Raw genomic sequence first — 22,682 nt, 5'->3', positions numbered from 1 at the left:
TTACGGCGGCCATGGCGAGAGGGAAACGCCCGGACCCATTCCGAACCCGGAAGCTAAGCCTCTCAGCGCCGATGGTACTGCCCCGGAGACGGGGTGGGAGAGTAGGACGCCGCCGGACAACCATTCACGAACGGGGGTCGGAGCCTTTGGCTCCGGCCCCCGTTTCGCATGTCCGGCACACCACTCCGGCGCTCGAACGAGTGCCGTCCTTGCAACCGAGGTACTGACGACGACATGACTGCTCCCCGACGAGGCTCCGCCGGCCGTGGCCGGCCCGACGGCCAGGACCCGCGCGGCGGTGGACGCCCGCGGCGGGACGACCGGGCGGGTGGCTCCTCCGGCGGGGGAGCCACCGGCCAGCGCGGGTCCGGCTCCGGCCGGCAGGGCGCCCAGGGACGCCGTGGTGGCCCCGCCTCGGGCGAGCGGAGCGGTCGACCGCTGGCCGGGGGTCGCAAGGCCGGAGACCAGCAGGAACGCCGTCCTGGTGGCGACCGCGGTGACGCGGGGTGGCAGGACCGCCGTCCGGTGGCCGGTGGACGCTCGGAGGGCTCCTGGCGGGACCGTCGTCCCGGGAGTGGCCGTTCTGAGCGCTCCTGGCAGGAACGCCGTCCCGGCGTTGATCACACCGAGCGGACCGGCCAGGACCGCCGTCCCGGTGGCGAGCGCTCGGAGCGCTCGTGGCAGGACCGCCGTCCCGGCGGTGACCGCCCGCAGCGGTCCTGGCAGGACCGGCGTCCCGGGGCGGACCGCACCGAGGGCTCCTGGCGCGATCGCCGGACGGGGAGCGGCGACCGGCCGGAGGGGACGAGGCGGGATCGCCGTCCCACCGGTGACCGGCCGGGCGGCGACCGGAACAGGGACGGCCGCGGAGCCGGCCCCCAGGGTGGCCGGTCCTGGGAGGACCGCCGGTCCGCCCGCCCGACGGACCGGGGCGAGCGGCCCGCCGGTCGGGACAGGGACCGGTCCGCGGGCCGCGCGAGCCGCCCGGCGGGCGCGGGACGCCCCGACCGGTCCGCTGGGGGCAACTGGCGCGAGCGTCGGCCGAGTGAGGACCGCCGCGGGCGCGCGGGCGGGCCGGCCCGGGTCGACCGCACGCCCCCGGCGCCCGCCGGCCCACCGCTGCCCGACTGGGCCGACGCGCGGGACCTCGACCCCGCCGTCCGGGCCGGCCTCCGGGGGCTGGACTTCCGCAACGCCGAGACGGTCGCGCGGCACCTGGTGGTCGCCGGTGCGCTCGTCGACGAGGACCCCGAGCAGGCGCTCGCCCACGCCCGGGCGGCGCGTGACCGGGCGTCCCGGATCGCCCTGGTGCGGGAGGCCGTCGGGGTCGCCGCCTACCACGCGGGGGACTACGCCGAGGCCTCGCGCGAGCTGCGCGCCTACCGGCGGATGAGTGGCGACCAGGGGTACCGGGCCGTGCTGGCCGACTGCGAGCGGGCGCAGGGACGTCCCGAGGTGGCGCTGCGGCTGGTCCGCGAGGCGCTGGCCGAGCGGCCCGACCGCGACGAGACCGTGGAGCTGCAGCTCGTCGAGGCAGGCGCCCGCCAGGACCTGGGCGAGGTGCCCGCAGCCCGGCTGGTGCTCGAGGGCGCCCTCGGCGGACGGCCCCGGCCCGAGCAGGTGGACTGGGACGACGAGCCCACCCGCCGACTGGCCATCGCCTACGCCGACCTGCTCACCGCCACCGACGACCCTGCGGCCGACGCCTGGCGGGAGGCCGTGGCCGCTGCCTCGCCCGAGGAGGACGTCGCCTTCGGCGAGGAGGAGCTGCCGGACGTCCCCGACATCGAGCCGGCCGGGGACGACGACGCCGTGGCGGCGGACGAGGTGGAGGTCGACGCGGGCGACGACGAGCTGGACTTCGACGCCGACGTCGAGCGCGAGGTGGCCGAGCTGCTCGGTGAGGTCGAGCCGCCCGCCGAGGGCGAGTCCGGGCACTGACCACCGACGATCCGGTCGCCGTCGTCCACACCGCCGCTGGGGGTCCACAGGCGTCGCCGCGCGCCTCCCGGGGGTCCACGGCCGGGTGAGGCTGCCGCCATGAGCGTGGCAGTCATCGACCGGAACGACGTCGTGCTCCGCGGGCGGCTCTCGGCCCCCGCGGAGCTCAAGGCCCTGCCGAGCGGGGACACGCTGGTGACCTTCCGCCTGGTGGTGCGCCGGCCCGAGCCCCGGGCGCGCGGGCAGTCGGTGGACGTGCTGACCTGCATCACCTACCACCGCGCGCTGCAGCGGCGGGTGGCGGCCTGGGAGGCCGGGGACGTCGTCGAGGTCGAGGGGGCGTTGCAGCGGCGGTTCTGGCGGACGCCGGGCGGCACGGCCTCGGCGTGCGAGGTGAACTGCCGGCGCGGTCGCAAGGTGCCGCGCAGCGGCGCCGGGGGGACGGTGCGGACGGCGTGACCGGCGGAGGTCCGGGCGCCCGCCGGCGGTCAGTCCCCGTGGGGGCGCAGGACCAGCCCGGTCCGCGGCTTGGGCACGAACAGCGTCGACTTGCGCGGCATCCGGGCCCCCGCCCGCGCCACCGCGGCGACGTCCGTGGGGGAGGGCGGCCGCAGCAGCAGCGCCACCCCGTGGCGACGGTCGGCCAGGCCCAGCGCCTCGGGGACGTCGTGGGCGACGAGCACCGACCCCGGGTCGTCGGGCCGGCCCCACAGGTGCCCGATCAACCCGGTCGTGGCCAGCACGACGTCGAGGCCGCGCCAGGACGGCGGCGCCTCGGCCGGCACGGTCGCCCGGACCTCGGCCGACGGGTCGGACAGGCGCAGCAGCCGGCGGCCGTCGCTGAGCAGGAAGAGGCCCTCGGCCGAGGCGTGCGCGTGCCGGACGGCGGCCTCGACGTCGTCCGGGTCGGGACCGGCGAGGAGCTCGGTCACGGTGAACCCGCGGGCGGCGGCCTCCGCGGCCGCGTCGAGGGAGAGGTCGGGCACGACGCGGTGGATCGCCTCGACCCGCAGGCCACCGGCGCCCATCGGCGTGAGGAGCGCGAGCACCCGCGTGTCGCCCTCGGGACGCGTCCGGTGGAGCGCGCGGGCGGCGGCGAAGCGGTGGTGGCCGTCGGCGATCACCGCGCCGGTGCGGGCCAGGGCCCCGGGCACGCGGCGCAGCACCTCCCGGTCAGGAACGCGCCACAGGCGGTGCCGGACGCCGTCGGGATCGGTGACGTCCATCGTGGGCGGCCCGGCCGGCGCTGCCTGAGTCAGCTCGGCGACCTCCGGCTCCGGGTCGTGGGCCAGGACGATCGGCTCGAGGTCGGTGGCGGTGGCCGCGAGCAGCGCGCGGCGGCCCTCGACGGCGGCCGGGAAGGTGTCCTCGTGCGGCAGCACCGCCCGGCCACCCGCGGCGCCGACGGCGACCGCGCCCAGCCAGCCGACCGTGGCCGCTCCCTCGACGGGCTGCATCTCGTACAGCCACAGGGCCGGCTCGTCGTCCCGGACGAGCACCCCGGCGTCCTCCCACTCGCGCAGCGTGCGGGCCGCGCGGGCCGCGGTGCCCTCGCCGGTGCTGCCGCCGCAGGGGCCGGTCGCCCCGGCCGTGCCGGGTCCGGACGTGCCGCCCGGCAGGATCAGGCGGACGATGTTGTGCGGATCGGCGGCAGCCAGCCGCTCGCGGCCGTCCGGCGTCACCAGGTCGTAGGCTGGCGAGCTCACGCGGGCCAGGTGCCCGGGGTCGTGGCGCCGGTAGGTCAGGGCCCGGAACGGACGGACGTCCAGTCCCGCCACAGCGTGGGGCAGGGGGCCCGCCGACGACGAGTGCACGACCGGATCGTAGGAGCCGTCGGCCGCGCACTGCCGCGGCAGCCGGGTCAACGGTCCCCGTCGGGCCTCGCACCGGCCGGCGCGCAGGTGAGCGGCAGGAGCGGGAGGACAGCGGTGTCGACAGCAGGCTCACCGGAGGACGACCTCCCGGGCGGGGGTGTGCCCGAGGGCGGGGTCTACGAGTGGTACCGGCGCGGCCTGGACCTGCTCAGCGGCGGCGACCCGGCGGCCGCGGCGACCCTGCTCGCCCGGGCGGCGGAGGCCGAGCCGGGCTCGCGCAGCATCCTCGAGGCACTGGCCCGCGCGCAGTACGACGCCGGGCGCTACCGCGACGCCATCGACAGCTTCGCCGAGCTCGCGGCGGTGAACCCCACCGACGACTACGCCCAGTTCGGGCTGGGCATGGCCGCCAGCCGGGCCGGCGAGCTGGGCCTGGCCGCCGAGCACCTCGCGCTCGCGGTGGCCATGCGGCCGGACCAGGCGCACTACGCCCGCGCCCTGCGCGGCGTGCGGGCCCGGCGGGCGTCCGGAGGGGGAGCGGCGTGAACGACCCGTCCGCGCGGCCGGCCCTCGCGGCCGGCAGCCCGCGGCCGCCGGCCGAGGTGTACGACGTCGCGCTGCTGGACCTCGACGGCGTCGTCTACGTCGGGCCGGATGCGGTGCCCGGCGTGCCGCGGGCCCTCGCCACCGCTCGCGAGCGGGGCATGCGGCTGGGCTTCGTCACCAACAACGCCGCCCGCCCGCCGGAGGAGGTCGCCCGGCACCTGACCGACCTCGGCGTGCCGGCCGGCGGCGACGAGGTCATCACCAGCTCCCAGGCGGCGGCCTCGGTCGTGGCCGGGATGCTCGGGCCGGGCGCGCGGGTGCTGCCCGTCGGCGGCCCCGGCGTCGCGGCGGCGCTGCGGGCGGCCGGGCTGACCGTCGTGGGCCGCGCCGAGGACCAGCCTGCCGCGGTGGTGCAGGGCTACGGCCGCGAGGTGGGCTGGGCGCAGCTGGCCGAGGCGGTGGTCGCCGTCCGCAACGGCGCCCGGCACGTGGCCACCAACGCCGACGCGACCATCCCCTCGCCGCGGGGCCCGCTGCCCGGCAACGGGGCGATGGTCCGCGTGGTCCACGACGTCACCGGCCGCGAGCCGCTGGTCACCGGCAAGCCGGACCCCGCGATGCACGCCGAGTGCGTGCGCCGGACCGGAGCCGAGCGCCCGCTGGTCGTCGGCGACCGGCTGGACACCGACGTCGAGGGCAGCCACCGGGCCGGCGCGGCCAGCCTGCTGGTCCTCAGCGGGGTCACCGTCCCCGCCACCCTGCTGGCCGCCGGCCCACTGCACCGGCCCGACCTGCTGGCCGCCGACGCCGGCGGGCTGCTGGTGCCGCACCCGCCGGTCGCCGCCGAGGACGGCGGGTGGCGCTGCGGGCGCTGGCTGGCCACCGCGGACGGGGACGGCCCGCTGGAGCTGCGCACCGGGGACGGAGACGGCGCCGGCGACGACCTGGACGGCCTGCGCGCCCTCTGCCTCGCCGCGTGGACGGGGCTCCCCGAGGGCGCTCCGGTGCGGGTGCGCGCCGCCGACGGCGAGGCGCGCCGGGTGCTCGCCGCATGGGGCCTGGCGGAGCGGTGAGCCGGCACGCCGGCACCCGGAGCCGGGGGAGCCGACGGGGCGTCCGGGGTCCCCTCGGGCGGCCCGCGGCGTCGTCCCCGGCCGGTACCCTCGCGGGCCAGGGGCGCTGCACCGCGTTGCCCCGTGCCCGCCGTCCGGCGACCCCGTTCCCCACTCCTCCCGAGAGGCCAGCGCCATGACCGAGCCGACCCGGCCGCGACCGGTCCCGGGCCCGCCGCGGCCCGGTCCCGCGGGCGTCCCGGCCCGGCCCGTCCCGGCGGGGCCGGTCGTCGACGCGGCGGCCGCCGACCGGGGCACCGACGCGTCCGAGCAGCCGGGGACGCGGTTCGCCGACCTGGCGCAGCGCCCGGTGGGGGAGCACGTCGCCGTCTTCGAGGCCGAGCACGACCGGCTCAAGCGCGAGCTCGGCACGATCGACCAGCTCTGATGCCGCGCCGCAGCCGACTCGACGCCGAGCTGGTCCGCCGGGGCCTGGCCCGCTCCCGCGAGCACGCCGTCGAGCTGATCACCGAGGGGCGGGTCGCCGTCGCCGGGCGCGCTGCCACCAAGCCGGCCACCGGCGTGGAGGCCGGCACGCCCGTCGTCGTCCGCACCGATCCCGACGAGCACCGCTGGGTGTCCCGCGGCGCGCACAAGCTGATCGGCGCCCTGGACGCCTTCGCCGTGCCGGTCGAGGGCCGCCGCGCCCTGGACGCCGGCGCCTCCACCGGCGGCTTCACCGAGGTGCTGCTGACCCGGGGCGCCCGCGAGGTGGTCGCCGTCGACGTCGGCTACGGCGAGCTGGCCTGGTCGCTGCGCACCGACGACCGGGTGCGGGTGCACGAGCGCACCAACGTCCGCACGCTGACCCCGGAGCAGATCGACGGCCCGGCCGCCCTGGTGGTCGCCGACCTGTCGTTCATCTCGCTGCGGCTGGTGCTGCCCGCGCTCACCGCCTGCGCCACCGGGGACGCCGACCTGCTGCCGATGGTCAAGCCGCAGTTCGAGGTCGGCCGCGAGCGGCTGGGCTCGGGCGGCGTGGTGCGGGACCCGGCGGCGCGCGCGTCGGCCGTGCTCGGGGTCGCCGAGGCCGCGGCCGCGCTGGGCTGGGGCACCGCCGGCGTGGTCGCCAGCCCGCTGCCCGGGCCGGCCGGCAACGTCGAGTTCTTCCTGTGGCTGCGCCGCGACGCCGGCGCCCCGGCCGAGGAGGCCGTGCGCCGCGCCGTCGAGGAGGGACCACGGTGACGCGAGGGACCGGCCGGGCGGGGACGCCCGTCCGGGGGGACGCTGGGGACCGGCGGCGGACGCCGGGGCACAGGGCGCGGGCGGGCAGAGCAGCCCGGATCGAGGAGGACCGATGAGCGAGGCCGGCCAGGGCGGATGGCGCCCGGGAGGCGGGCGGCACGTGCTGCTGGCCGTGCACACCGGGCGGCAGGACATCACCGAGCTGGCCCGCAGCTCCGCCGCGCGGCTGGCGCGCGCCGGCATCACCGTGCGCGTGCTCGACGACGAGGCCGAGGCGCTGGGCATCGAGGGCGCCGAGGTGGTCCCCGCCGACGCCGAGGCCGCCCGCGGCGCCGAGATCGTCATGGTCTTCGGCGGCGACGGCACCTTCCTCCGCGCCGCGGAGCTCGCCCGCTTCAGCCACGCCGCGCTCATGGGCGTGAACCTCGGCCGTGTCGGCTTCCTCGCCGAGACCGAGCCGGAGGCGGTCGAGGAGACGCTGACGGCCATCGAGCAGTGCGAGTACTCGGTGGAGAAGCGGCTGGCCATCGAGGTCGACGTCCTGGACGCGGCGGGCAACGTCGTCGCCGGGACGTGGGGGCTCAACGAGGTGTCGGTGGAGAAGGCGGAGCGCTCGCGCGTGCTCGACGTCGTGGTCTCGATCGACGGGCGGCCGCTGACCAGCTTCGGCTGCGACGGCGTCCTGTTCGCCACCCCCACCGGCTCCACCGCCTACGCGTTCTCCGCCGGCGGCCCGGTGGTCTGGCCCGACGTCGAGGCGATGCTGCTGGTCCCCTCCAACGCGCACGCGCTGTTCTCCCGGCCCCTGGTGACCTCGCCCGACGCCGTGCTGTCGGTCGCGATCCCGCCCGACGGCAACCGCGCCCGGGTCTCCGCCGACGGCCGGCGCGCCCTCGACGTGCCCGACGGCGGCCGCGTCGACGTCCGGCGCGCGGCCCGGCCGGTGCGCATCGCGCGGGTGCACACGACGACGTTCGGGGACCGGCTGGTCGCCAAGTTCGGGCTGCCGGTGCGCGGCTTCCGCGAGGCCCGCCGGCACGACCCCGGCCACGAGTTGCGGCCCTCGCGCAACGTCCTCGCCCGCGACGTCGTGTCCTACCCGGGCAACGGCGACGCGGGCGTCCGGGAGGAGGTGCGCGGTGGCACCGCGGACCCCGACGCGTGAGCGCGCCGGCCGCGCGCGCCCCGCGCCGGCCCCCGACGCCCCCGTCCCGGCCGACGCCGACACCGACGGCGGCCGCCCGGCCGCCCGCCGCGAGGACGCCGCGCCGCGCAGCACGCAGCACCTCGGCCGGCTGACCGAGCTGCGCATCCGCGGCCTGGGCGCGATCGACGACGTCACCCTCGAGCTCGGCCGCGGCCTGACCGTGGTCACCGGCGAGACCGGCGCCGGCAAGACGATGGTGGTCACCGGCCTGACGCTGCTGTTCGGCGGCCGCGCCGACCCCGGCCGGGTGCGCGCCACCGGGCGGGCCGGCGTCGAGGGCCGGCTGGAGCTGCCGCCGGACTCCCCGGTGTGGGAGCGGGCGGCCGACGCCGGCGCCGAGCCCGACGACGACGGCAGCCTGATCCTCGCCCGCACGGTCAGCGCCGAGGGCCGCTCGCGGGCGCACCTGGGCGGGCGCAGCGTGCCGGTCGGCGTGGTCTCCGAGCTCGCCGAGGGCCTGCTGGCCGTGCACGGGCAGAGTGACCAGCTGCGGCTGTCCCGCCCGGCCGAGCAGCGGCACGCCCTCGACCGCTACGCCGGCGCCGCGCACCTGCAGCTGCTGGAGGACTACCGCGCCGCCCATGCCCGCTGGCGGGAGCTCGCCGCCGACCTCGACCGCCGCCGCGGCCAGGCCCGCGAGCTGGCCCAGGCCGCCGAGGTGCTGCGGCACGGGCTGGAGGAGATCGAGGGGCTGGCGCCCGAGCCGGGTGAGGACGAGGCGCTCGACGCCCAGGCCAAGCGGCTGGGCGACGCCGACGCGCTGCGCGCCGCGGTCGACGAGGCGCGGATGGCGCTGGTCGGCGACGTCACCGGCGACCTCGGCGCCGAGGGGCTGCCGCAGGACGCCACCGCGGCGCTGGCCACCGCCGAGCGGGCGCTGGCCGGCACCGACGACCCCGCGCTGGTCCTGCTCGCCCGCGACCTCGCCGACGCCGTCGCGGTCGTGTCCGACGTGAGCGTGCAGCTGGCCGGCTACGTCGCCGACCTGGACGCCGACCCCGCGCGGCTGGCCGAGGTGCTCGACCGGCGCGCGGCGATCACGGCGCTGGTGCGCAAGTACGCCGACCCGGGGGAGGGGCTGGCCGGCGTCCTGCGCTGGGCCGAGGACGCCCGCGCCAAGCTCGACGCGCTCGACGTCTCCGACGAGGCCCTCGAGGCGCTGGAGGCCGCCCGCGACACCGCCCGCGCCGAGGTCGACGACCTGGGCGCCCGGGTCTCCGCCGGCCGCCGCGCCGCCGCCGACGGGTTCGCCGCCGAGGTGGGCCGCGAGCTCGCGGGCCTGGCGATGAAGAGCGCGCGGGTGTCCTTCTCGATCGACAGCCACCCCGACCAGCCCGGGCCCGAGGGCGTCGACGAGGTCGCGCTGCTCATGGCCGCCCACCCCGGCGCCCCGCCGCGGCCGGTGCACCGCGGCGCGTCCGGCGGTGAGCTGTCCCGGGTGATGCTCGCCATCGAGGTGGTCTTCGCCGGCGCCGACCCGGTGCCGGTGATGGTGTTCGACGAGGTCGACGCCGGCGTCGGCGGGCAGGCCGCCGGCGAGATCGGGCGGCGGCTGGCCCGGCTGGCCCGGGACCACCAGGTCGTCGTCGTCACCCACCTCGCGCAGGTGGCCGCCTTCGCCGACACCCACCTCGTGGTGGACAAGTCCCCGGACACCGCCGCGGGCGTCACCGCCACCGACATCCGCGCCGTCGACGGCGAGGACCGGGTGCGGGAGCTGGCGCGCATGCTGTCGGGCCTGTCCGACAGCGACACCGGGCAGGCGCACGCCCGCGAGCTGCTCGCCGTCGCCGCCGCGGCGCGGACCGCGTAGGAGACGGCCCGGTCGCACACGACCGGGTGGTGGAACGCAGGAGTGCCGATCACGCCACGGGGGTAGGCCGCCACCGTGCGCGCCGCCGATGCCCCGCTCCCGACACCCCTTGCCGCGGCTCCCGCCGCCCGGACCGCCGGGGGCGCCCGGTGAGCTGCTTCAGCTCCGCCGACGAGTCGGCGCACTACGGCTTCTCGGTCTGCATGCTGCTGCAGCAGTACCGCGAGCAGCTCGGGTGGGAGTCCGCGCCCGTGGTGGAGCTGGGCACCGGGGACGCCTTGGCGATCGCCGACGTGGTGGCGGGCCTGCCCGGCCTGCGCATCCGCAGCTACGACATCAGCGAGGACTCGGTGCGGGAGGCGCGGGCCAACGTCACCGAGCGCGGGGTCGCCGACCGCTACACCGTCGAGCTCGGTGACTTCTTCGACCAGGCCGACGCCGCCGGCGGGGAGCCGGTGACCACCGCGATCGCCAACCCGCCCTACATCCCGGCCCCCGACCGCGACATCCTCATGCCCGAGCTGTGGGGCGGCGTCCGCGGCAACGACCTCACGCTGCAGCTGCTCAAGGCCGGCTACGAGCACGTGATCACCGCGGTCGCCAGCTACGCCGACCCGGTCAGCACCGTCAGCACCGCCGCCGACCTCGGCTACCGGGTGGTCAACTTCCTCGCCATGGGCCTGGACTACGGGCCCTACAGCAGCGAGCCGAAGGTGCGCGAGCAGATCCGCCGGATCGTCGCCGAGGGCCGCGGCTGGGCCGGCGACGACGAGTACATGGTCGCCGTCGCGCTGTTCACCAGGGACCCGGACATCCCCGGCGACCGCGCCGACCAGCTGCTCCGGGCGCTGCAGCTGCCGGCCTGAGCGGGAGCGTTCAGCCCAGCGGCACGCACAGCGCGACCGGGTCGTCGGCGCACGCCCCGGCCGTCACGGTCACCTCGTCCCACGGGCCGGTGGCGTTCGACCCGGCCTCGTTGCGCAGCCCGGAGATCCGCAGCACCAGGTCGCTGGTGGGGACGGCGTCGCGCGCCACGACGTGCACGGTCGCCGAGGCGCCGTTCCCGGCCGCGGCGGACAGCCCGAAGCCGTCGCGGGTGGGCGTGGTGTCCCCGTCCCGGCACCAGCGGGCCGACGGCGACGACCCGACGAACACCGCGGTGCCCGCCCGCGGGGCGCCGCCGTCCGCGGCGGTGAGCTCCACGGTCGCGGCGAGCCCGGCCGCGGCGGACGTGTCGTCGGTGAGCTGGACGTCGACGGCGAGCGTCCGCACGGAGCCGTCGTCGGGCAGCGCGCAGTCCTGCGGGAAGGGCGGTGGCAGCGGCGGCAGCCCGACCGCCACCGCGGACCGGGGTGACCCGCACCGACCCGGTGACGTCCAGCTGCCCGGAGCGGTCGGCCAGCTCGGCCGCGGCCACCTCGACCGGCGCCGGCGGCGGCGGGACGTACGGGCCGGGCTCCGGGCTGCTCGAGACGACCGGCCGCTCCTCGTCCGGCGCCGCGACGGCGACCAGCAGGCTGCAGCCGGAGCCGGCGAGGGCGGCGAGGACCGCCCCGGACAGGACGGCGGCCGGTCGCCACAGCGCGCGCGCGGCGCGCAGCCTGGCAGACGCAGGCGGGTTCCGGAACCGGGCGGTCAGCGGCGCTTCGCGTAGCCGGCCAGGCCGAACTGGAGCAGCGACAGCCCCCGACGGCCGGAGCTGCGCAGCTCCTCGGCCAGCTCGGGACCGGTGACGCCGGCCAGCACCCGGTCGCGGGCCAGCTCGAGCAGCCGCCCGTAGAGCGCGGTGACCGCCGCGGCGGTGAGCTCGGGCTCGACCGCGCCGTCGCCGGCGCCGGTCTCGGCGCGGATCTGCGCCGCGAGCGCCGCGGTCAGGTCGCCGAGGATCTCCCGCTCGCGGGCCTGCAGCGTCCGCGAGCCGCGGACGATGCGCGCCATCGCGGCCACGCCCTCGGCGGCCTCGGGTGCACCGAGCATCGACATCGCCCGGACGACGAAGGTCCCCGCCGCCGCGGCCACCGACTCCCCGGCCGGCCGGGTGGCGACGGCGTCGAGCAGCGCGGCGCGCATCGGCGGGTCGGCCGCGAGGACCAGCCCCTCCTTGACCGGGAAGTGGTTGAAGACCGTCTTCTCCACCACGCCTGCGCGCTGCGCGATCTCCACGACGCTCACCGCGTCGAAGCCGCGCTCGGCGAACAGCTCGGCGGCGGCGTCGACGATCCGGTCGTGCGTCTCCCGCCGGCGGCGCTCCCGCACGCCCGAGCCGCGCCGCTCCCGCCGGCGCGCGGCCCGGCGCTCCCCGGCGGGCGCGTCCCCGGGCCGGCCCGCGGGGGTGACCGGTGGGCCGGGCGCGGGCGCCGGGCCCCCGGGGACCGCACGGATGTGCGGGGGAGCCGTCGACTCCGGCTCTCCCTCCGCGGCCCCGGTTCGGGTCGCCGGGATGCTGGCAGCAGGAGCCCCACGTGTCACAGCGGAGAACGCTAGACAGCATCGCGGGCAGATGGAGCGGGGCCGGTGGGGCGTGCGTGCCGGGCGTGTCGCGTCGGCCGTGGTGTCGGACACCCTGCGTGACCAGGCCGTTGCAGTTGCGCGTCGGAGGACTGCCGCCGACGGCGTGCGTGGGACCATCGACCAATGCGCATCGGCACCCTGCGACGGAGCCGGGCCCAGGAGGCGGCACCCGGGGTGGGCGGCACCGTCCGGCTGGACCGTCGCACGAAGAACCTCACCAAGCGCCTGCGGCCCGGCGACGTCGCCGTCATCGACCACGTGGACATCGACCGGGTCAGCGCCGACTCCCTCGTCGCCGCCCGGGTCGGCGCCGTCGTCAACGCCGCCCCCAGCATCTCCGGCCGCTACCCGAACCTCGGCCCCGAGATCATCACCGCGGCCGGCATCCCCCTCGTCGACGGCGTCGGCAAGGACGTGTTCGGCGCGCTCAAGGAGGGCGCGCAGGTCCGCGTCGACGGCGACACGCTCTACGGCCCCGACGGTTCCGCGGTCGCCAAGGGCACCGAGCAGACGCCGGAGACCGTCGCCACCGCGATGGCCGAGGCCAAGGCCGGGCTGTCCACGCAGTTGGAGGCGTTCGCCACCAACACGATGGAGTACATGAAGCGCGAGCGCGCGCTGCTGCTCGACGGCGTCGGCGTCCCCGACGTGAAGACCGCGATCGAGGGCCGGCACGTCCTCGTCGTCGTCCGCGGGTACGACTACAAGGAGGACCTGCAGGCGCTGCGGTCCTACATCCGCGACTACCGGCCGGTGCTGGTCGGCGTCGACGGCGGCGCGGACGCGCTCATCGAGGCCGGTTACCAGCCGGACATGATCATCGGCGACATGGACTCGGTCAGCGACCACGTCCTGAAGAGCGGCGCCGAGGTGGTCGTGCACGCCTACGTCGACGGCCGCGCCCCCGGCCTCAAGCGCGTGCAGGACCTCGGCGTCGACGCGATCACCTTCCCGGCCGCGGCGACCAGCGAGGACATCGCGATGCTGCTGGCCGACGAGAAGGGCGCCAAGCTCATCGTCGCCGTCGGCACGCACGCCACGCTGGTGGAGTTCCTCGACAAGGGCCGCGGCGGCATGGCCTCGACCTTCCTCACCCGGCTGCGGCTGGGCGGCAAGCTCGTCGACGCCAAGGGCGTGAGCCGGCTCTACCGCAGCCGCATCTCGACCGCCGCGCTGGTCGTGCTCGTGCTCGCCGCGCTGGTCGCCATCGTCTCCGCCCTGGCCGTCACCACCGCCGGGCGGATCTACTTCGACCTGCTGGTCGACCAGTGGGACAGCTTCGTGTTCTGGTTGGAGAACCTCTTCTCGTGATCGACTTCCGGTACCACCTGGTCTCCCTGATCGCGGTGTTCCTCGCGATCGCCCTGGGGCTGGTGATCGGCGCGACCCAGCTGTCGGGCCCGCTGCTGGACAACCTGCAGGGCCAGGTCACCTCCCTGCAGGACGACAAGCGCGCGCTGGAGGACACCACCCAGGACCTGCAGACGCAGGTCGACAGCAGCCAGGCCTTCGAGTCCGCCGTCGGCCCGGCCCTGGTGCGCGGCGCCCTCACCGGCCGCAGCGTGCTGCTGGTGCAGGCCTCCGAGGACGTCACCACCGACACCGTCGAAGAGGTGACCGCGCTGGTCACCGAGGCCGGTGGCACCGTCTCCGGGCAGGTGTCGCTGGCGCCGGAGTACAGCGACCCGGCCAGCGAGGCGGGCCTGCAGAGCTACGTGACCGGCCCGGGCCGCCCGGCCGGCGTCGCGCTGCCCGAGACCGACGACACCGGCCAGCTGGTCGGCGCGCTGCTCGCCCAGGTCCTCATGATCCCGGCCGAGGGCGCGCCGGCCCCCGACACCGCCGCGGTGTCCACCGTGCTGGCCGGGCTGTCGGCGCTGGAGGTCCTCTCCCAGGACTCCGCGTCGGTGACCCCGGCCGACTTCGCCGTGGTGCTCACCGCGGGCGAGCCGACCGGCGACGACGCCGCCGACCGCAACGACGTCGTGCTCGACCTGGTCACCGCCCTCGACGCCGCGGGCTCGGGTGCCGTGGTCGCCGGCGACGCCGCGTCGGCGGGGGAGGCCGGCCTCGTGGGCATCGTGCGCGCCGACCCCGAGGTGTCCGCGGCGGTCTCCACGGTGGACAACGTGACCAGCCCGTCGGGCCAGATCAGCACCGTGCTGGCGCTGGGTCGCGAGCGCGAGGGCACCTCCGGCAAGTACGGCACCGGGGAGGACACCCAGCCGGTCCCGCCGGTGCCCGCCACGACGCCGTGACCCCGCGCCGGGTCCTGCTCGCCCTCGCCGGTGCGGTCGCGGCCCGGGCCGGCCTCGCCGGGGCCGCCGCGGTCACCGCCCGCCCCGCCGGCGCCCCGTGGCGGCGGACCAACTACGCGGGGCGACCGGTGACCCTGCTCGGCGGCCCGGCGCTGGCCGCGGCCGCCACCGCCGGCGCCGTCCTCGGCGCCCCGGCCGGCACCCGCGGCGCCGCCACCGTCGCCGGGGCGGTGGCCGGGCTGGTCGGCGGCTACGACGACCTCGCCGGCGCCCGCCCCGAGCAGGCGCGCGACAAGGGCCTGGCCGGGCACCTCGCCGCGCTGCGCGCCGGGCGGGTCTCGGCCGGCGCGGTCAAGGTCGCCGGGATCGGCGCGGCCGCCGCCGTCACCGCGCTGCTCACGCGCCGGGACCGGGGGATCGCCGACGCCGTCCTCACCACCGGCCTGGTGGCCGGCACCGCCAACCTGGTCAACCTGCTCGACCTGCGCCCCGGCCGCGCCGCCAAGGCCGGCGCGATCGCCGCCGCGGCGGGCCTGCGCGGCCCCGCCGGCGGCCTGGTCGCCGGCCCGCTCGGCGCGGCGCTGGCGGTGCTGCCGGCCGACCTCGGCGAGCGGGTGATGCTCGGCGACGCCGGCGCCAACGCCCTCGGCGCGCTGCTCGGCCTGCGGGCCGCCGCCGTCCCCTCGCGCCCGGCGCGCGCGGGCCTGCTCGCCGCGGTCACCGCGCTCACCCTCGCCAGCGAGCGGGTCAGCTTCACCCGGGTCATCGAGGCCACGCCGGGCCTGCGGGAGCTCGACCGGCTCGGCCGCCGCCCGGCGTGAGCGCGGGACCGGCGGTGCGCCCGCCCGGCCGCCGGGTCGCGCAGGGGGTCGCCGGCGCCGCCGCGCTGATCGCCGTCCTCACCGTGCTGGCCCGGCTGGCCGGGTTCGGGCGCACGCTGGTCTTCACCAACGCCGTCGGCGCGGACAGCACCGGCGACACCTACACCGCGGCCAACACCGTCCCCAACATCGTCTTCGAGGTGGTCGCGGGCGGGGCGCTGGCCTCCCTGGTCGTCCCGATGCTGGCCGGGGGCATCGCCGCCGGCGACCGCGAGCAGGTCCGCCGCACCGCCTCGGCGCTGCTGGGCTGGACGCTGCTGGTGCTCGTGCCGCTGGCCGCGCTGCTCGCCCTCCTCGCGCACCCGGTCGCCGAGCTGCTGCTCGGCGGCGGCACGCCCGCCGAGGTCGACCTCGCCGCCCGTTTCCTGGTCGTGTTCGCGCCGCAGGTGGTGCTCTACGGCCTCGCCGTCGTCGCCACCGGCGTGCTGCAGGCCCACCGCCGCTTCGCCTGGCCGGCGCTGGCGCCGCTGCTGTCCAGCGTCGTCGTGGCCGCCGCCTACGCCGCCTTCGCGTGGACCGACGGCGGTCGGGAGGTGCAGGACCTGACGACGGCGGGCGAGCTGGTGCTCGGCGTCGGGACGACGCTCGGCGTGCTGGCGCTGGCCCTGGCGGTGCTGGTGCCGGTGCGGCGGCTGCACCTGGGGCTGCGGCCCGCGCTGCGCTTCCCGGTCGGGGTGGCGCCGCAGGTGCGCCGGCTGGCGGTCGCCGGGGTGCTCACCCTCGCCGGGCAGCAGCTGGTGGCCGCGGTCGCCATCCGGCTGGCCGGCGACGGCCCCGACGGCACCCAGGTCGCCTACACCGCCGGGCTCACGCTGTTCCTCGTGCCGTGGGCCGCGGTCGCGGTGCCGCTGGCCACCTCCGCCTACCCGCTCATGGTCGAGCGCGCCGCCGTCGGGGACCTGCCCGGTTACCGCCGCGCGCTGGCGCCGGTCACCGCCCTGGTCGTGGTCGCCAGCGCCGCGGCCGCCGCGGTGCTGGCCGCCGTCGCCGGGCCGATGGCGCGGGTGTTCCTCGTCGACGGCGGCGACGACCGCGTGGCCGCGCTGCGCGACGCCGTCGTCGCCTTCGCCCCGGGCCTGGTCGGCTACGGCCTGGTCGCCGTCCTCACCCGCGCCCTGTACGCCCGCGGGCTGTGGCGGGCGCCGACGGCGTGCGTCCTCGGCGGGTGGCTGCTCGCCGTGGCCGCCGACGTCGTCCTGTCCACCGTGCTGCCGGCCGCCGACCGGGCGCTGGCCCTGGCCGCGGGGCACAGCGTCGGGGTGACCGCCGCGGGCCTCGGCCTGCTCGTCGTCACCGCGCGGACGGCGGGGCCGGCCGGGCTGGCCGGGCTGGCCCGCCTGGGGCTGCCCGCGCTGCTCGCCGCCGGGGCGGGCGCGGCCGCCGGCCTCGCGGTCGCCCGCGCGCTCGGCGCCGACCCGGTGCCCGGCGGCTCCCTGGCCGGCGCGGTCGGCGCCGGCCTGCTGGCGGCCGCGACCGTGACCGCGGTGGCGGCGGCGGTCATGATGGGGACGGCGCGCCGCCCCCTGACCGCGGCGGTGCGCGCGCTGCGGACGCCCGGGGGGACGGAGGTGCACGGTGGCTGAGGCCCGACCGCTGGCCGGCCGCCGGGTCGCCGAGGTGCTCGCCACCAGCACCGGCGGCGTCGGCACCCACCTGCGCTCGGTGCTGCCCGCGCTGGCCGGCGCCGGCGCCGGGGTCACCGTCTGCGGGCCCGCGGCCACCGACGCGCTGTTCGGCTTCTCCGCCGCCGCGGCGTTCACGCCCGTGGAGATCTCCGCCGGGCTCGACCCGCTCGCCGACACCCGCGCGGTGCTCGCGCTGCGCCGCGCCACCGCCGGCGCGGACCTGGTGCACGCCCACGGGCTGCGCGCCGGCCTGGTCGCCGCCGCCGCGGTGCGCACCGGGACGCGCCGCCCGCTGGTGGTCACCCTGCACAACGCGCTGCCCGAGCGCTCCGGCCCGCTGCGCCGGGTGCTGGCCGCCGCCGAGCGGGCCACCGTCCGCGCGGCCGACGTCGTGCTGGCCGCCTCCGGCGACCTCGCCGACAACGCCCGCCGCCTCGGCGCCCGCGACGTGCGGGTGGCGCCGGTGTCGGCGCCCGCGCTGCCGCCGGCCCGGCGGTCCCGCGACGAGGTCCGCGCCGGCCTGGGGCTGGCCGACGGCCGGCCGCTGGTGCTCGCCGTCGGCCGGCTGCACCCGCAGAAGGGCTACGACGTCCTCCTCGACGCCGCCGCGGCCCTGACCCCAGGAGCGACCGACGGGCCCCGGCCCCTGGTCGCGATCGCCGGCGACGGGCCGCTGGAGGCCGAGCTGTCCGCCCGGATCGCCGCACAGCGGCTGCCGGTCACCCTGCTCGGCCGCCGCGACGACGTCGCCGACCTGCTGGCCGCCGCCGACCTGGTCGTGCTGCCCTCCCGCTGGGAGGCGCGCTCGCTCACCGCCCAGGAGGCGCTGCGCGCCGGCACGCCGCTGGTGGCCACGCGCACCGGCGGGCTGCCGGAGCTGCTCGGCGACGGCGCGCTGCTCGTGCCCCCCGGCGACGCCGCCGCGCTGGCCGGCGCGGTCGCCGACCTGCTGGCCGACCCCGCCCGCGCCGCCGCGCTGGCGCAGGCCGGGCGGGCGCAGGCGGCGGGCTGGCCGGAGGAGGCCGCCACCGCCCGCACGCTGGTCGCCGTCTACCGCGAGCTGCTGGGGCCCGCGCGGTGAGGCGCGCCGCCGTCCTGCTCGCCGTGCTCCTGGGGCTGCTCGCCGTCGGGACGCCCGCGGGGGCGGCGGAGGACGCCTGGCGCGCGGACCGGGTGCTCGTCGTCGGCGTGCCCGGGCTGGTGTGGGACGACGTCGACCCCGAGCGGACGCGGGCCCTGTGGGAGCTGGCCGACACCTCGCCGGTCGGGGCGGTGTCGGTGCGCGCGGCCCGCTCCACCACCTGCCTGCTCGACGGCTGGGCCACCCTCGGCGCCGGCAACCGGGCCCGCTTCCCGGCGCCGGACGAGATGCTGCCGATGGTCCCCCTGCCCACCGTGCCGCTGCCGGGGGAGACGCCGGGCGCCCCCGGCGGGCCCGGCGCGGCCCCGTCGCAGGAGCCGGTGCCGGCCGGGCCGCCGGCCAGCCCCGAGCTGTCGCACTGCGGGCTGCAGGAGCGGCTGGCGGAGGCGGGGCTGGCCGATCCGCTCAGCGCCGTCCGCGCGGTCGCCGAGGACGACGCCAGCGCCCGCTTCGGCGCCGAGCCCGGCGCCCTCGGCGCCGCGGTCGGCTGCGCGACCGTCGTCGGCCGGGCGGCGGCGCTGGCCGTGGCCGCGCCCGGGGTCGGGCTGACCCGCGAGGACGCGCTGCCGGCGGGCCCGGCGGCGCTCGCCGCGCTGCTGCAGCCCTGCCCGCTCACCCTGGTCTCCCTCGACGGCCTGGTCGACGCCGGCGTCCCCGCGCCCGAGGGCAGCGAGACCGGCACCGACCCGGTCTCCCGCGATGCCGCGCTGGCCGCCGTCGACGGGCAGGTGGCCCGGCTGCGCGCCGCCGTGGACACGCTGCCCGGCGAGACGCTGCTGCTGGTGCAGGGCGTCTCGGAGGTCAACGACGGCCGCCCGCAGCTGCACGTGGGCATCGCCTCGGGCCCCGGCTTCACCGGGCCGGGCTGGCTCACCTCGGCGAGCACCGGCCGGGCGCCGTTCACCCAGCTCATCGACGTCGCCCCGACCGCGCTGCGCGCGCTGGGCCTGGCGCAGCCGGCGTCGGTCAACGGCCAGCCGCTCACCGTCGCCGGGGGCCACCCGGCCACCGCGCAGGCGGTCGCGGAGCTGGCGCGGGCCAACACCGCCGCGGTCACCCACCACCGCAGCACCGGCACGTTCTTCGTGGGCCTGGTGGCGGTGCAGGCGGCCGTCGTCGTCCTCGGCGTGCTGGTGCTGGGCCTCACCCGGGGCGCGCGGCCGCGTGCCCGGCTGCGACCGGTCCTGGAGGTCGCCGCGCTGGCGGCCGCGGCGCTGCCGGTGGCCACCTACCTGGCCGGGCTGCTGCCCTGGGAGCGCGCCGGCGCGCCGCGGTGGGCGCTGGCCGGCGCGCTGCTGGTGGCCGACGCCGTGGTGGTCGCGGTCGCGCTGCTGGGGCCGTGGCGGCGGCGCCGGGGCGGGCCGGCGCTGGCGGTGCTCGCGGTCACCGTCGGCACGCTGGTCGCCGACGTGCTCACCGGCTCGTCGCTGGAGCTGGACGGGCTGCTCGGCTACGACGCGATCGTCGCCGGGCGGTTCACCGGCTACGGCAACCTCAGCTCCGGACTGCTGTCGGCGGCCGTGCTGGTCGGCACCGCCGTCGTCGCCACCGCGGCCGGCCGCCGCGCCGGCGCCGGGCGGGACGACGGCGGGCGGCGGGCCCGGCGGGTCACCGGCGCCGTCGTCCTGGGCGCCGGGCTGGTCACCGTGGCGCTGGTCGGCGCGCCGGGCCTCGGCCGCGACTTCGGCGGCGTCCTCGCGGTGCTGCCCGGCTTCCTGCTGCTGGCGATGCTGCTCACCGGCGTGCGGGTGACCGCGGTGCGGCTGGCCGCGGTGCTGGCCGCCGGGGTGGTCGCGGTCGGGACGCTGGCGTTCCTGGACTGGCTGCGGCCGGCCGCCGAGCGCAGCCACCTGGGCCGGTTCGTCGAGCAGCTGCTCACCGGCGAGGCGTGGACGGTGGTCAGCCGCAAGGCCTCGGCCAACGTCGACATCCTGCTCGGCAGCGCGCTGGCCTGGATGCTGCCGGTGGCGCTCGTGGCCGCCGTCTGGCTGGTGCGCGGGCGCCGGCCCGCGCTGCTGCGCGGCCCCGGCCTGCTGCGCGACGGCGGCTCGGGGCTGCGCCCCGCCGACGCCGCCGTGCTGCGCGCCGGGCTGGTCGCCGCGGCCCTGAGCCTGGCCCTGGGCGCCGCCGTCAACGACTCCGGCGTCGCACTGCCGGCGACCGCCGCGGCGCTGCTCGTGCCGCTGCTGGTGACGCTGGCCGCGACCGTGCCGGGCGGGCGGGGCGGGCCCGCCGGTGGCCGGGGCGAGGATCCCGACCGTGTTACGGTGGGTTCCCGTGGGTCGACCTGGAATGCGTGATCGCGGGCTCCTCCACAACTCCCAGCCGACGAAGTTCGTCTTCGTCACCGGTGGAGTTGTCTCCTCTCTCGGCAAGGGCCTGACGGCCAGTTCCCTCGGCGCCCTGCTGTCCGCCCGCGGCCTGCGGGTGACCATGCAGAAGCTGGACCCGTACCTCAACGTGGACCCCGGGACGATGAACCCGTTCCAGCACGGCGAGGTCTTCGTCACCGAGGACGGCGCCGAGACCGACCTCGACGTCGGCCACTACGAGCGGTTCCTCGACACCGACCTCGGCCGGCGCTCGAACGTGACCACCGGGCAGGTCTACTCCGACGTGATCGCCAAGGAGCGGCGCGGCGAGTACCTCGGTGACACCGTGCAGGTCATCCCGCACATCACCAACGAGATCAAGTCCCGCATCCTCGCCGCGGCCGAGTCCGGCACGGACGACGACCAGGGCGTCGACGTCGTCATCACCGAGATCGGCGGCACCGTCGGCGACATCGAGTCGCTGCCCTTCCTCGAGGCCGCCCGGCAGGTGCGCCACGAGATCGGCCGGGACAACTGCTTCTTCCTGCACATCTCGCTGGTGCCCTACATCGCGCCGTCGGGGGAGCTGAAGACCAAGCCGACGCAGCACTCGGTCGCCGCGCTGCGCAACATCGGCATCCAGCCCGACGCGCTGGTCTGCCGCGCCGACCGGGAGATCGGCACCGGCCTCAAGCGCAAGATCAGCCTGATGTGCGACGTCGACGCCGAGGGCGTCATCTCCTGCCCCGACGCGCCGTCGATCTACGACATCCCCAAGGTGCTGCACCGCGAGGGCCTGGACGCCTACGTCGTCCGCCGGCTGGGCCTGCCCTTCCGCGACGTCGACTGGACCGTGTGGGGCGACCTGCTCGAGCGGGTTCACCGCCCGAAGCAGACGGTGACGATCGCGCTGGTCGGCAAGTACGTCGACCTGCCCGACGCCTACCTGTCGGTCAGCGAGGCGCTGCGCGCCGGCGGCTTCGCCCACCGCGCCCGCGTGCAGATCCGCTGGGTGCCCTCCGACGACTGCCAGACCCCCGAGGGGGCGGCGGCCGCGCTGTCCGACGTCGACGGCGTGTGCGTCCCCGGCGGGTTCGGCGTGCGCGGCATCGAGGGCAAGCTCGGTGCAATCCGCTACACCCGCACCAACGGCATCCCGACGCTGGGGCTGTGCCTGGGCCTGCAGTGCATGGTCATCGAGTACGCCCGCAACGTCGCCGGGCTCGAGCAGGCCAACTCCGCCGAGTTCGACCCCGACACCCCCGACGCCGTCATCGCCACCATGGCCAGCCAGGTCGACGTCATCGCCGGCGAGCGCGACCTGGGCGGCACCATGCGGCTGGGCAGCTACCCGGCGCACCTGCTCAAGGGCTCGCAGGCCGCGGCGGCGTACGGCTCGACCGAGATCACCGAGCGCCACCGGCACCGCTACGAGGTGGCCAACGCCTACCGCGACCGGCTCTCCGACGCGGGCCTGGTGTTCAGCGGCACCTCGCCCGACGGCCTGCTGGTCGAGTTCGCCGAGCTGCCGCGCGAGGTGCACCCGTTCTTCGTCGGCACCCAGGCCCACCCGGAGCTCAAGAGCCGGCCCACCCGCCCGCACCCGCTGTTCGCCGCGTTCGTCGACGCGGCCATCGACCGCGCCGAGTCGGCCCGCCTGCCGGTGCCGGTGGAGGCCGAGGCCGAGAAGGTCGGGATCTGAGGTGACCGAGCCGGCGGCCGACGGCGACTACCGCGTCCTCGGCACCGAGACGGTCTACGAGGGCCGGGTCATCACGCTGGTCAAGGACACCGTCGCCATGCCCGGCGGCGGCGACAGCGTGCGCGAGGTGGTCCGCCACCCGGGCGCCGTCGCCGTCGTCGCACTGGGCGACGACGGGCGGGTCGTGCTGCTGCGGCAGTACCGGCACCCGGTCGGCGGCTACCTGTGGGAGCTGCCGGCCGGCCTGCGCGACGCCGACGGCGAGCCGCCGCTGGAGACGGCGAAGCGGGAGCTGGCCGAGGAGGTGCGCATGGCCGCCGAGCGGTGGTCGCTGCTCACCACCAGCTACAGCACCCCGGGCTTCTGCGACGAGCAGGTGCTGGTCTACCTCGCCGAGGGCCTGTCCGACGTCGACCGGCCCGAGGGCTTCACCGTGGAGCACGAGGAGCTCGACATGACCGTCGAGCGGGTGCCCCTGGACGACGCGGTGCAGCGGGTGTTCGACGGGCGGATCCGCAACGCCGCTGCCGTCATCGGCCTGCTCGCCGCCGCCCAGCACCGCGCCGCGGGCCCGCGCCTGCGCCCGGTCGACGCCACGTAGCGGCGCCGGCTCCCCGTCGAGATCGCGCGATCT

Annotated in this window: 20 protein-coding genes and 1 rRNA gene; 18 read left to right on the top strand and 3 right to left on the bottom strand. The window is 78.1% G+C overall.

Features of this window, described 5'->3' with window-relative positions; genetic code table 11:
• Window position 1: 1 nt before the first annotated feature.
• The 3 genes from rrf to ACI798_RS22555 all read left to right on the top strand — a co-directional run bounded on the left by rrf (window position 2) and on the right by ACI798_RS22555 (window position 2,400).
• Window positions 2-118 (top strand): 5S ribosomal RNA (gene rrf / locus ACI798_RS22565).
• Between the two features lie 1,100 nt (window positions 119-1,218).
• Complete coding sequence (locus tag ACI798_RS22560; protein ID WP_456943495.1) at window positions 1,219-1,941, top strand: tetratricopeptide repeat protein; 723 nt, start codon at window positions 1,219-1,221, stop codon at window positions 1,939-1,941.
• A 99-nt stretch (window positions 1,942-2,040) separates the two neighbouring features.
• Window positions 2,041-2,400, top strand: coding sequence for a single-stranded DNA-binding protein (locus ACI798_RS22555; RefSeq protein WP_456943494.1), 360 nt, complete (start codon window positions 2,041-2,043; stop codon window positions 2,398-2,400).
• Between the two features lie 29 nt (window positions 2,401-2,429).
• Here ACI798_RS22555 and ACI798_RS22550 read toward each other — a convergent pair whose 3' ends face one another.
• Entirely contained in the window at window positions 2,430-3,719 is a 1,290-nt protein-coding gene (locus ACI798_RS22550) for a DUF1015 domain-containing protein (RefSeq protein ID WP_457049001.1), read from the bottom strand.
• A gap of 150 nt (window positions 3,720-3,869) precedes the next feature.
• Here ACI798_RS22550 and ACI798_RS22545 point away from each other — a divergent pair, with 150 nt between their 5' ends.
• The 7 genes from ACI798_RS22545 to ACI798_RS22515 all read left to right on the top strand — a co-directional run bounded on the left by ACI798_RS22545 (window position 3,870) and on the right by ACI798_RS22515 (window position 10,484).
• Window positions 3,870-4,301: a tetratricopeptide repeat protein gene (locus ACI798_RS22545; RefSeq protein WP_456943493.1), complete on the top strand. Its 432-nt coding sequence runs from the start codon at window positions 3,870-3,872 to the stop codon at window positions 4,299-4,301.
• Window positions 4,298-5,374, top strand: a complete 1,077-nt coding sequence (locus ACI798_RS22540) for an HAD-IIA family hydrolase (protein WP_456943492.1) — start codon at window positions 4,298-4,300, stop codon at window positions 5,372-5,374. The genes ACI798_RS22545 and ACI798_RS22540 overlap by 4 nt, the downstream gene beginning before the upstream one ends.
• Before the next feature lie 175 nt (window positions 5,375-5,549).
• The gene (locus ACI798_RS22535) at window positions 5,550-5,801 is read left to right on the top strand and encodes a hypothetical protein (protein ID WP_457049000.1); all 252 of its coding nucleotides are present in this window, start codon (window positions 5,550-5,552) and stop codon (window positions 5,799-5,801) included.
• The gene (locus ACI798_RS22530) at window positions 5,801-6,598 is read left to right on the top strand and encodes a TlyA family RNA methyltransferase (protein ID WP_456943490.1); all 798 of its coding nucleotides are present in this window, start codon (window positions 5,801-5,803) and stop codon (window positions 6,596-6,598) included. The genes ACI798_RS22535 and ACI798_RS22530 overlap by 1 nt, the downstream gene beginning before the upstream one ends.
• 112 nt (window positions 6,599-6,710) lie before the next feature.
• Window positions 6,711-7,763, top strand: a complete 1,053-nt coding sequence (locus tag ACI798_RS22525) for an NAD kinase (RefSeq protein ID WP_456943489.1) — start codon at window positions 6,711-6,713, stop codon at window positions 7,761-7,763.
• Window positions 7,738-9,618 carry a DNA repair protein RecN gene (recN, locus tag ACI798_RS22520; protein WP_457048999.1) on the top strand — a complete coding sequence of 627 codons (1,881 nt, stop codon included), beginning with the start codon at window positions 7,738-7,740 and terminating at the stop codon, window positions 9,616-9,618. The genes ACI798_RS22525 and recN overlap by 26 nt, the downstream gene beginning before the upstream one ends.
• A 149-nt stretch (window positions 9,619-9,767) precedes the next feature.
• Window positions 9,768-10,484, top strand: a complete 717-nt coding sequence (locus tag ACI798_RS22515) for a methylase (RefSeq protein ID WP_457048998.1) — start codon at window positions 9,768-9,770, stop codon at window positions 10,482-10,484.
• A gap of 10 nt (window positions 10,485-10,494) precedes the next feature.
• Here ACI798_RS22515 and ACI798_RS22510 read toward each other — a convergent pair whose 3' ends face one another.
• Together ACI798_RS22510 and ACI798_RS22505 are read right to left on the bottom strand one after the other, a co-directional pair.
• Entirely contained in the window at window positions 10,495-10,959 is a 465-nt protein-coding gene (locus ACI798_RS22510) for a hypothetical protein (protein ID WP_457048997.1), read from the bottom strand.
• Window positions 10,960-11,253: 294 nt separating this feature from the next.
• Window positions 11,254-11,874, bottom strand: a complete 621-nt coding sequence (locus tag ACI798_RS22505) for a TetR/AcrR family transcriptional regulator (protein WP_456943485.1) — start codon at window positions 11,872-11,874, stop codon at window positions 11,254-11,256.
• A 378-nt stretch (window positions 11,875-12,252) separates the two neighbouring features.
• Between ACI798_RS22505 and steA the strand changes: the two genes are divergently transcribed.
• Genes steA through ACI798_RS22465 form a run of 8 tightly spaced genes read left to right on the top strand, consistent with a single transcriptional unit; the run spans window position 12,253 to window position 22,649 of the window.
• The gene (steA, locus tag ACI798_RS22500; protein ID WP_456943484.1) at window positions 12,253-13,440 is read left to right on the top strand and encodes a putative cytokinetic ring protein SteA; all 1,188 of its coding nucleotides are present in this window, start codon (window positions 12,253-12,255) and stop codon (window positions 13,438-13,440) included.
• Entirely contained in the window at window positions 13,437-14,387 is a 951-nt protein-coding gene (locus ACI798_RS22495; protein WP_457048996.1) for a copper transporter, read from the top strand. The genes steA and ACI798_RS22495 overlap by 4 nt, the downstream gene beginning before the upstream one ends.
• Window positions 14,384-15,208: a hypothetical protein gene (locus ACI798_RS22490; protein ID WP_457048995.1), complete on the top strand. Its 825-nt coding sequence runs from the start codon at window positions 14,384-14,386 to the stop codon at window positions 15,206-15,208. Before ACI798_RS22495 ends, ACI798_RS22490 begins: the two co-directional genes overlap by 4 nt.
• Window positions 15,205-16,851, top strand: coding sequence for a murein biosynthesis integral membrane protein MurJ (gene murJ / locus ACI798_RS22485; protein WP_457048994.1), 1,647 nt, complete (start codon window positions 15,205-15,207; stop codon window positions 16,849-16,851). The genes ACI798_RS22490 and murJ overlap by 4 nt, the downstream gene beginning before the upstream one ends.
• Window positions 16,844-17,974 carry a glycosyltransferase family 4 protein gene (locus tag ACI798_RS22480; protein ID WP_457048993.1) on the top strand — a complete coding sequence of 377 codons (1,131 nt, stop codon included), beginning with the start codon at window positions 16,844-16,846 and terminating at the stop codon, window positions 17,972-17,974. Before murJ ends, ACI798_RS22480 begins: the two co-directional genes overlap by 8 nt.
• Window positions 17,971-20,334 (top strand): hypothetical protein, encoded by a 2,364-nt coding sequence (locus ACI798_RS22475; protein WP_457048992.1) that lies wholly within the window; start codon window positions 17,971-17,973, stop codon window positions 20,332-20,334. Before ACI798_RS22480 ends, ACI798_RS22475 begins: the two co-directional genes overlap by 4 nt.
• The gene (locus tag ACI798_RS22470; RefSeq protein WP_456943478.1) at window positions 20,312-22,048 is read left to right on the top strand and encodes a CTP synthase; all 1,737 of its coding nucleotides are present in this window, start codon (window positions 20,312-20,314) and stop codon (window positions 22,046-22,048) included. Before ACI798_RS22475 ends, ACI798_RS22470 begins: the two co-directional genes overlap by 23 nt.
• 1 nt (window position 22,049) lies before the next feature.
• Complete coding sequence (locus ACI798_RS22465) at window positions 22,050-22,649, top strand: NUDIX domain-containing protein (protein WP_456943477.1); 600 nt, start codon at window positions 22,050-22,052, stop codon at window positions 22,647-22,649.
• Window positions 22,650-22,682 lie beyond the last annotated feature (33 nt).

Source organism: Geodermatophilus sp. SYSU D01045 (assembly GCF_054050295.1).
The sequence above is the reverse complement of the archived record's forward strand: the minus strand, read 5'-3'. Positions and strand labels throughout refer to the sequence as shown.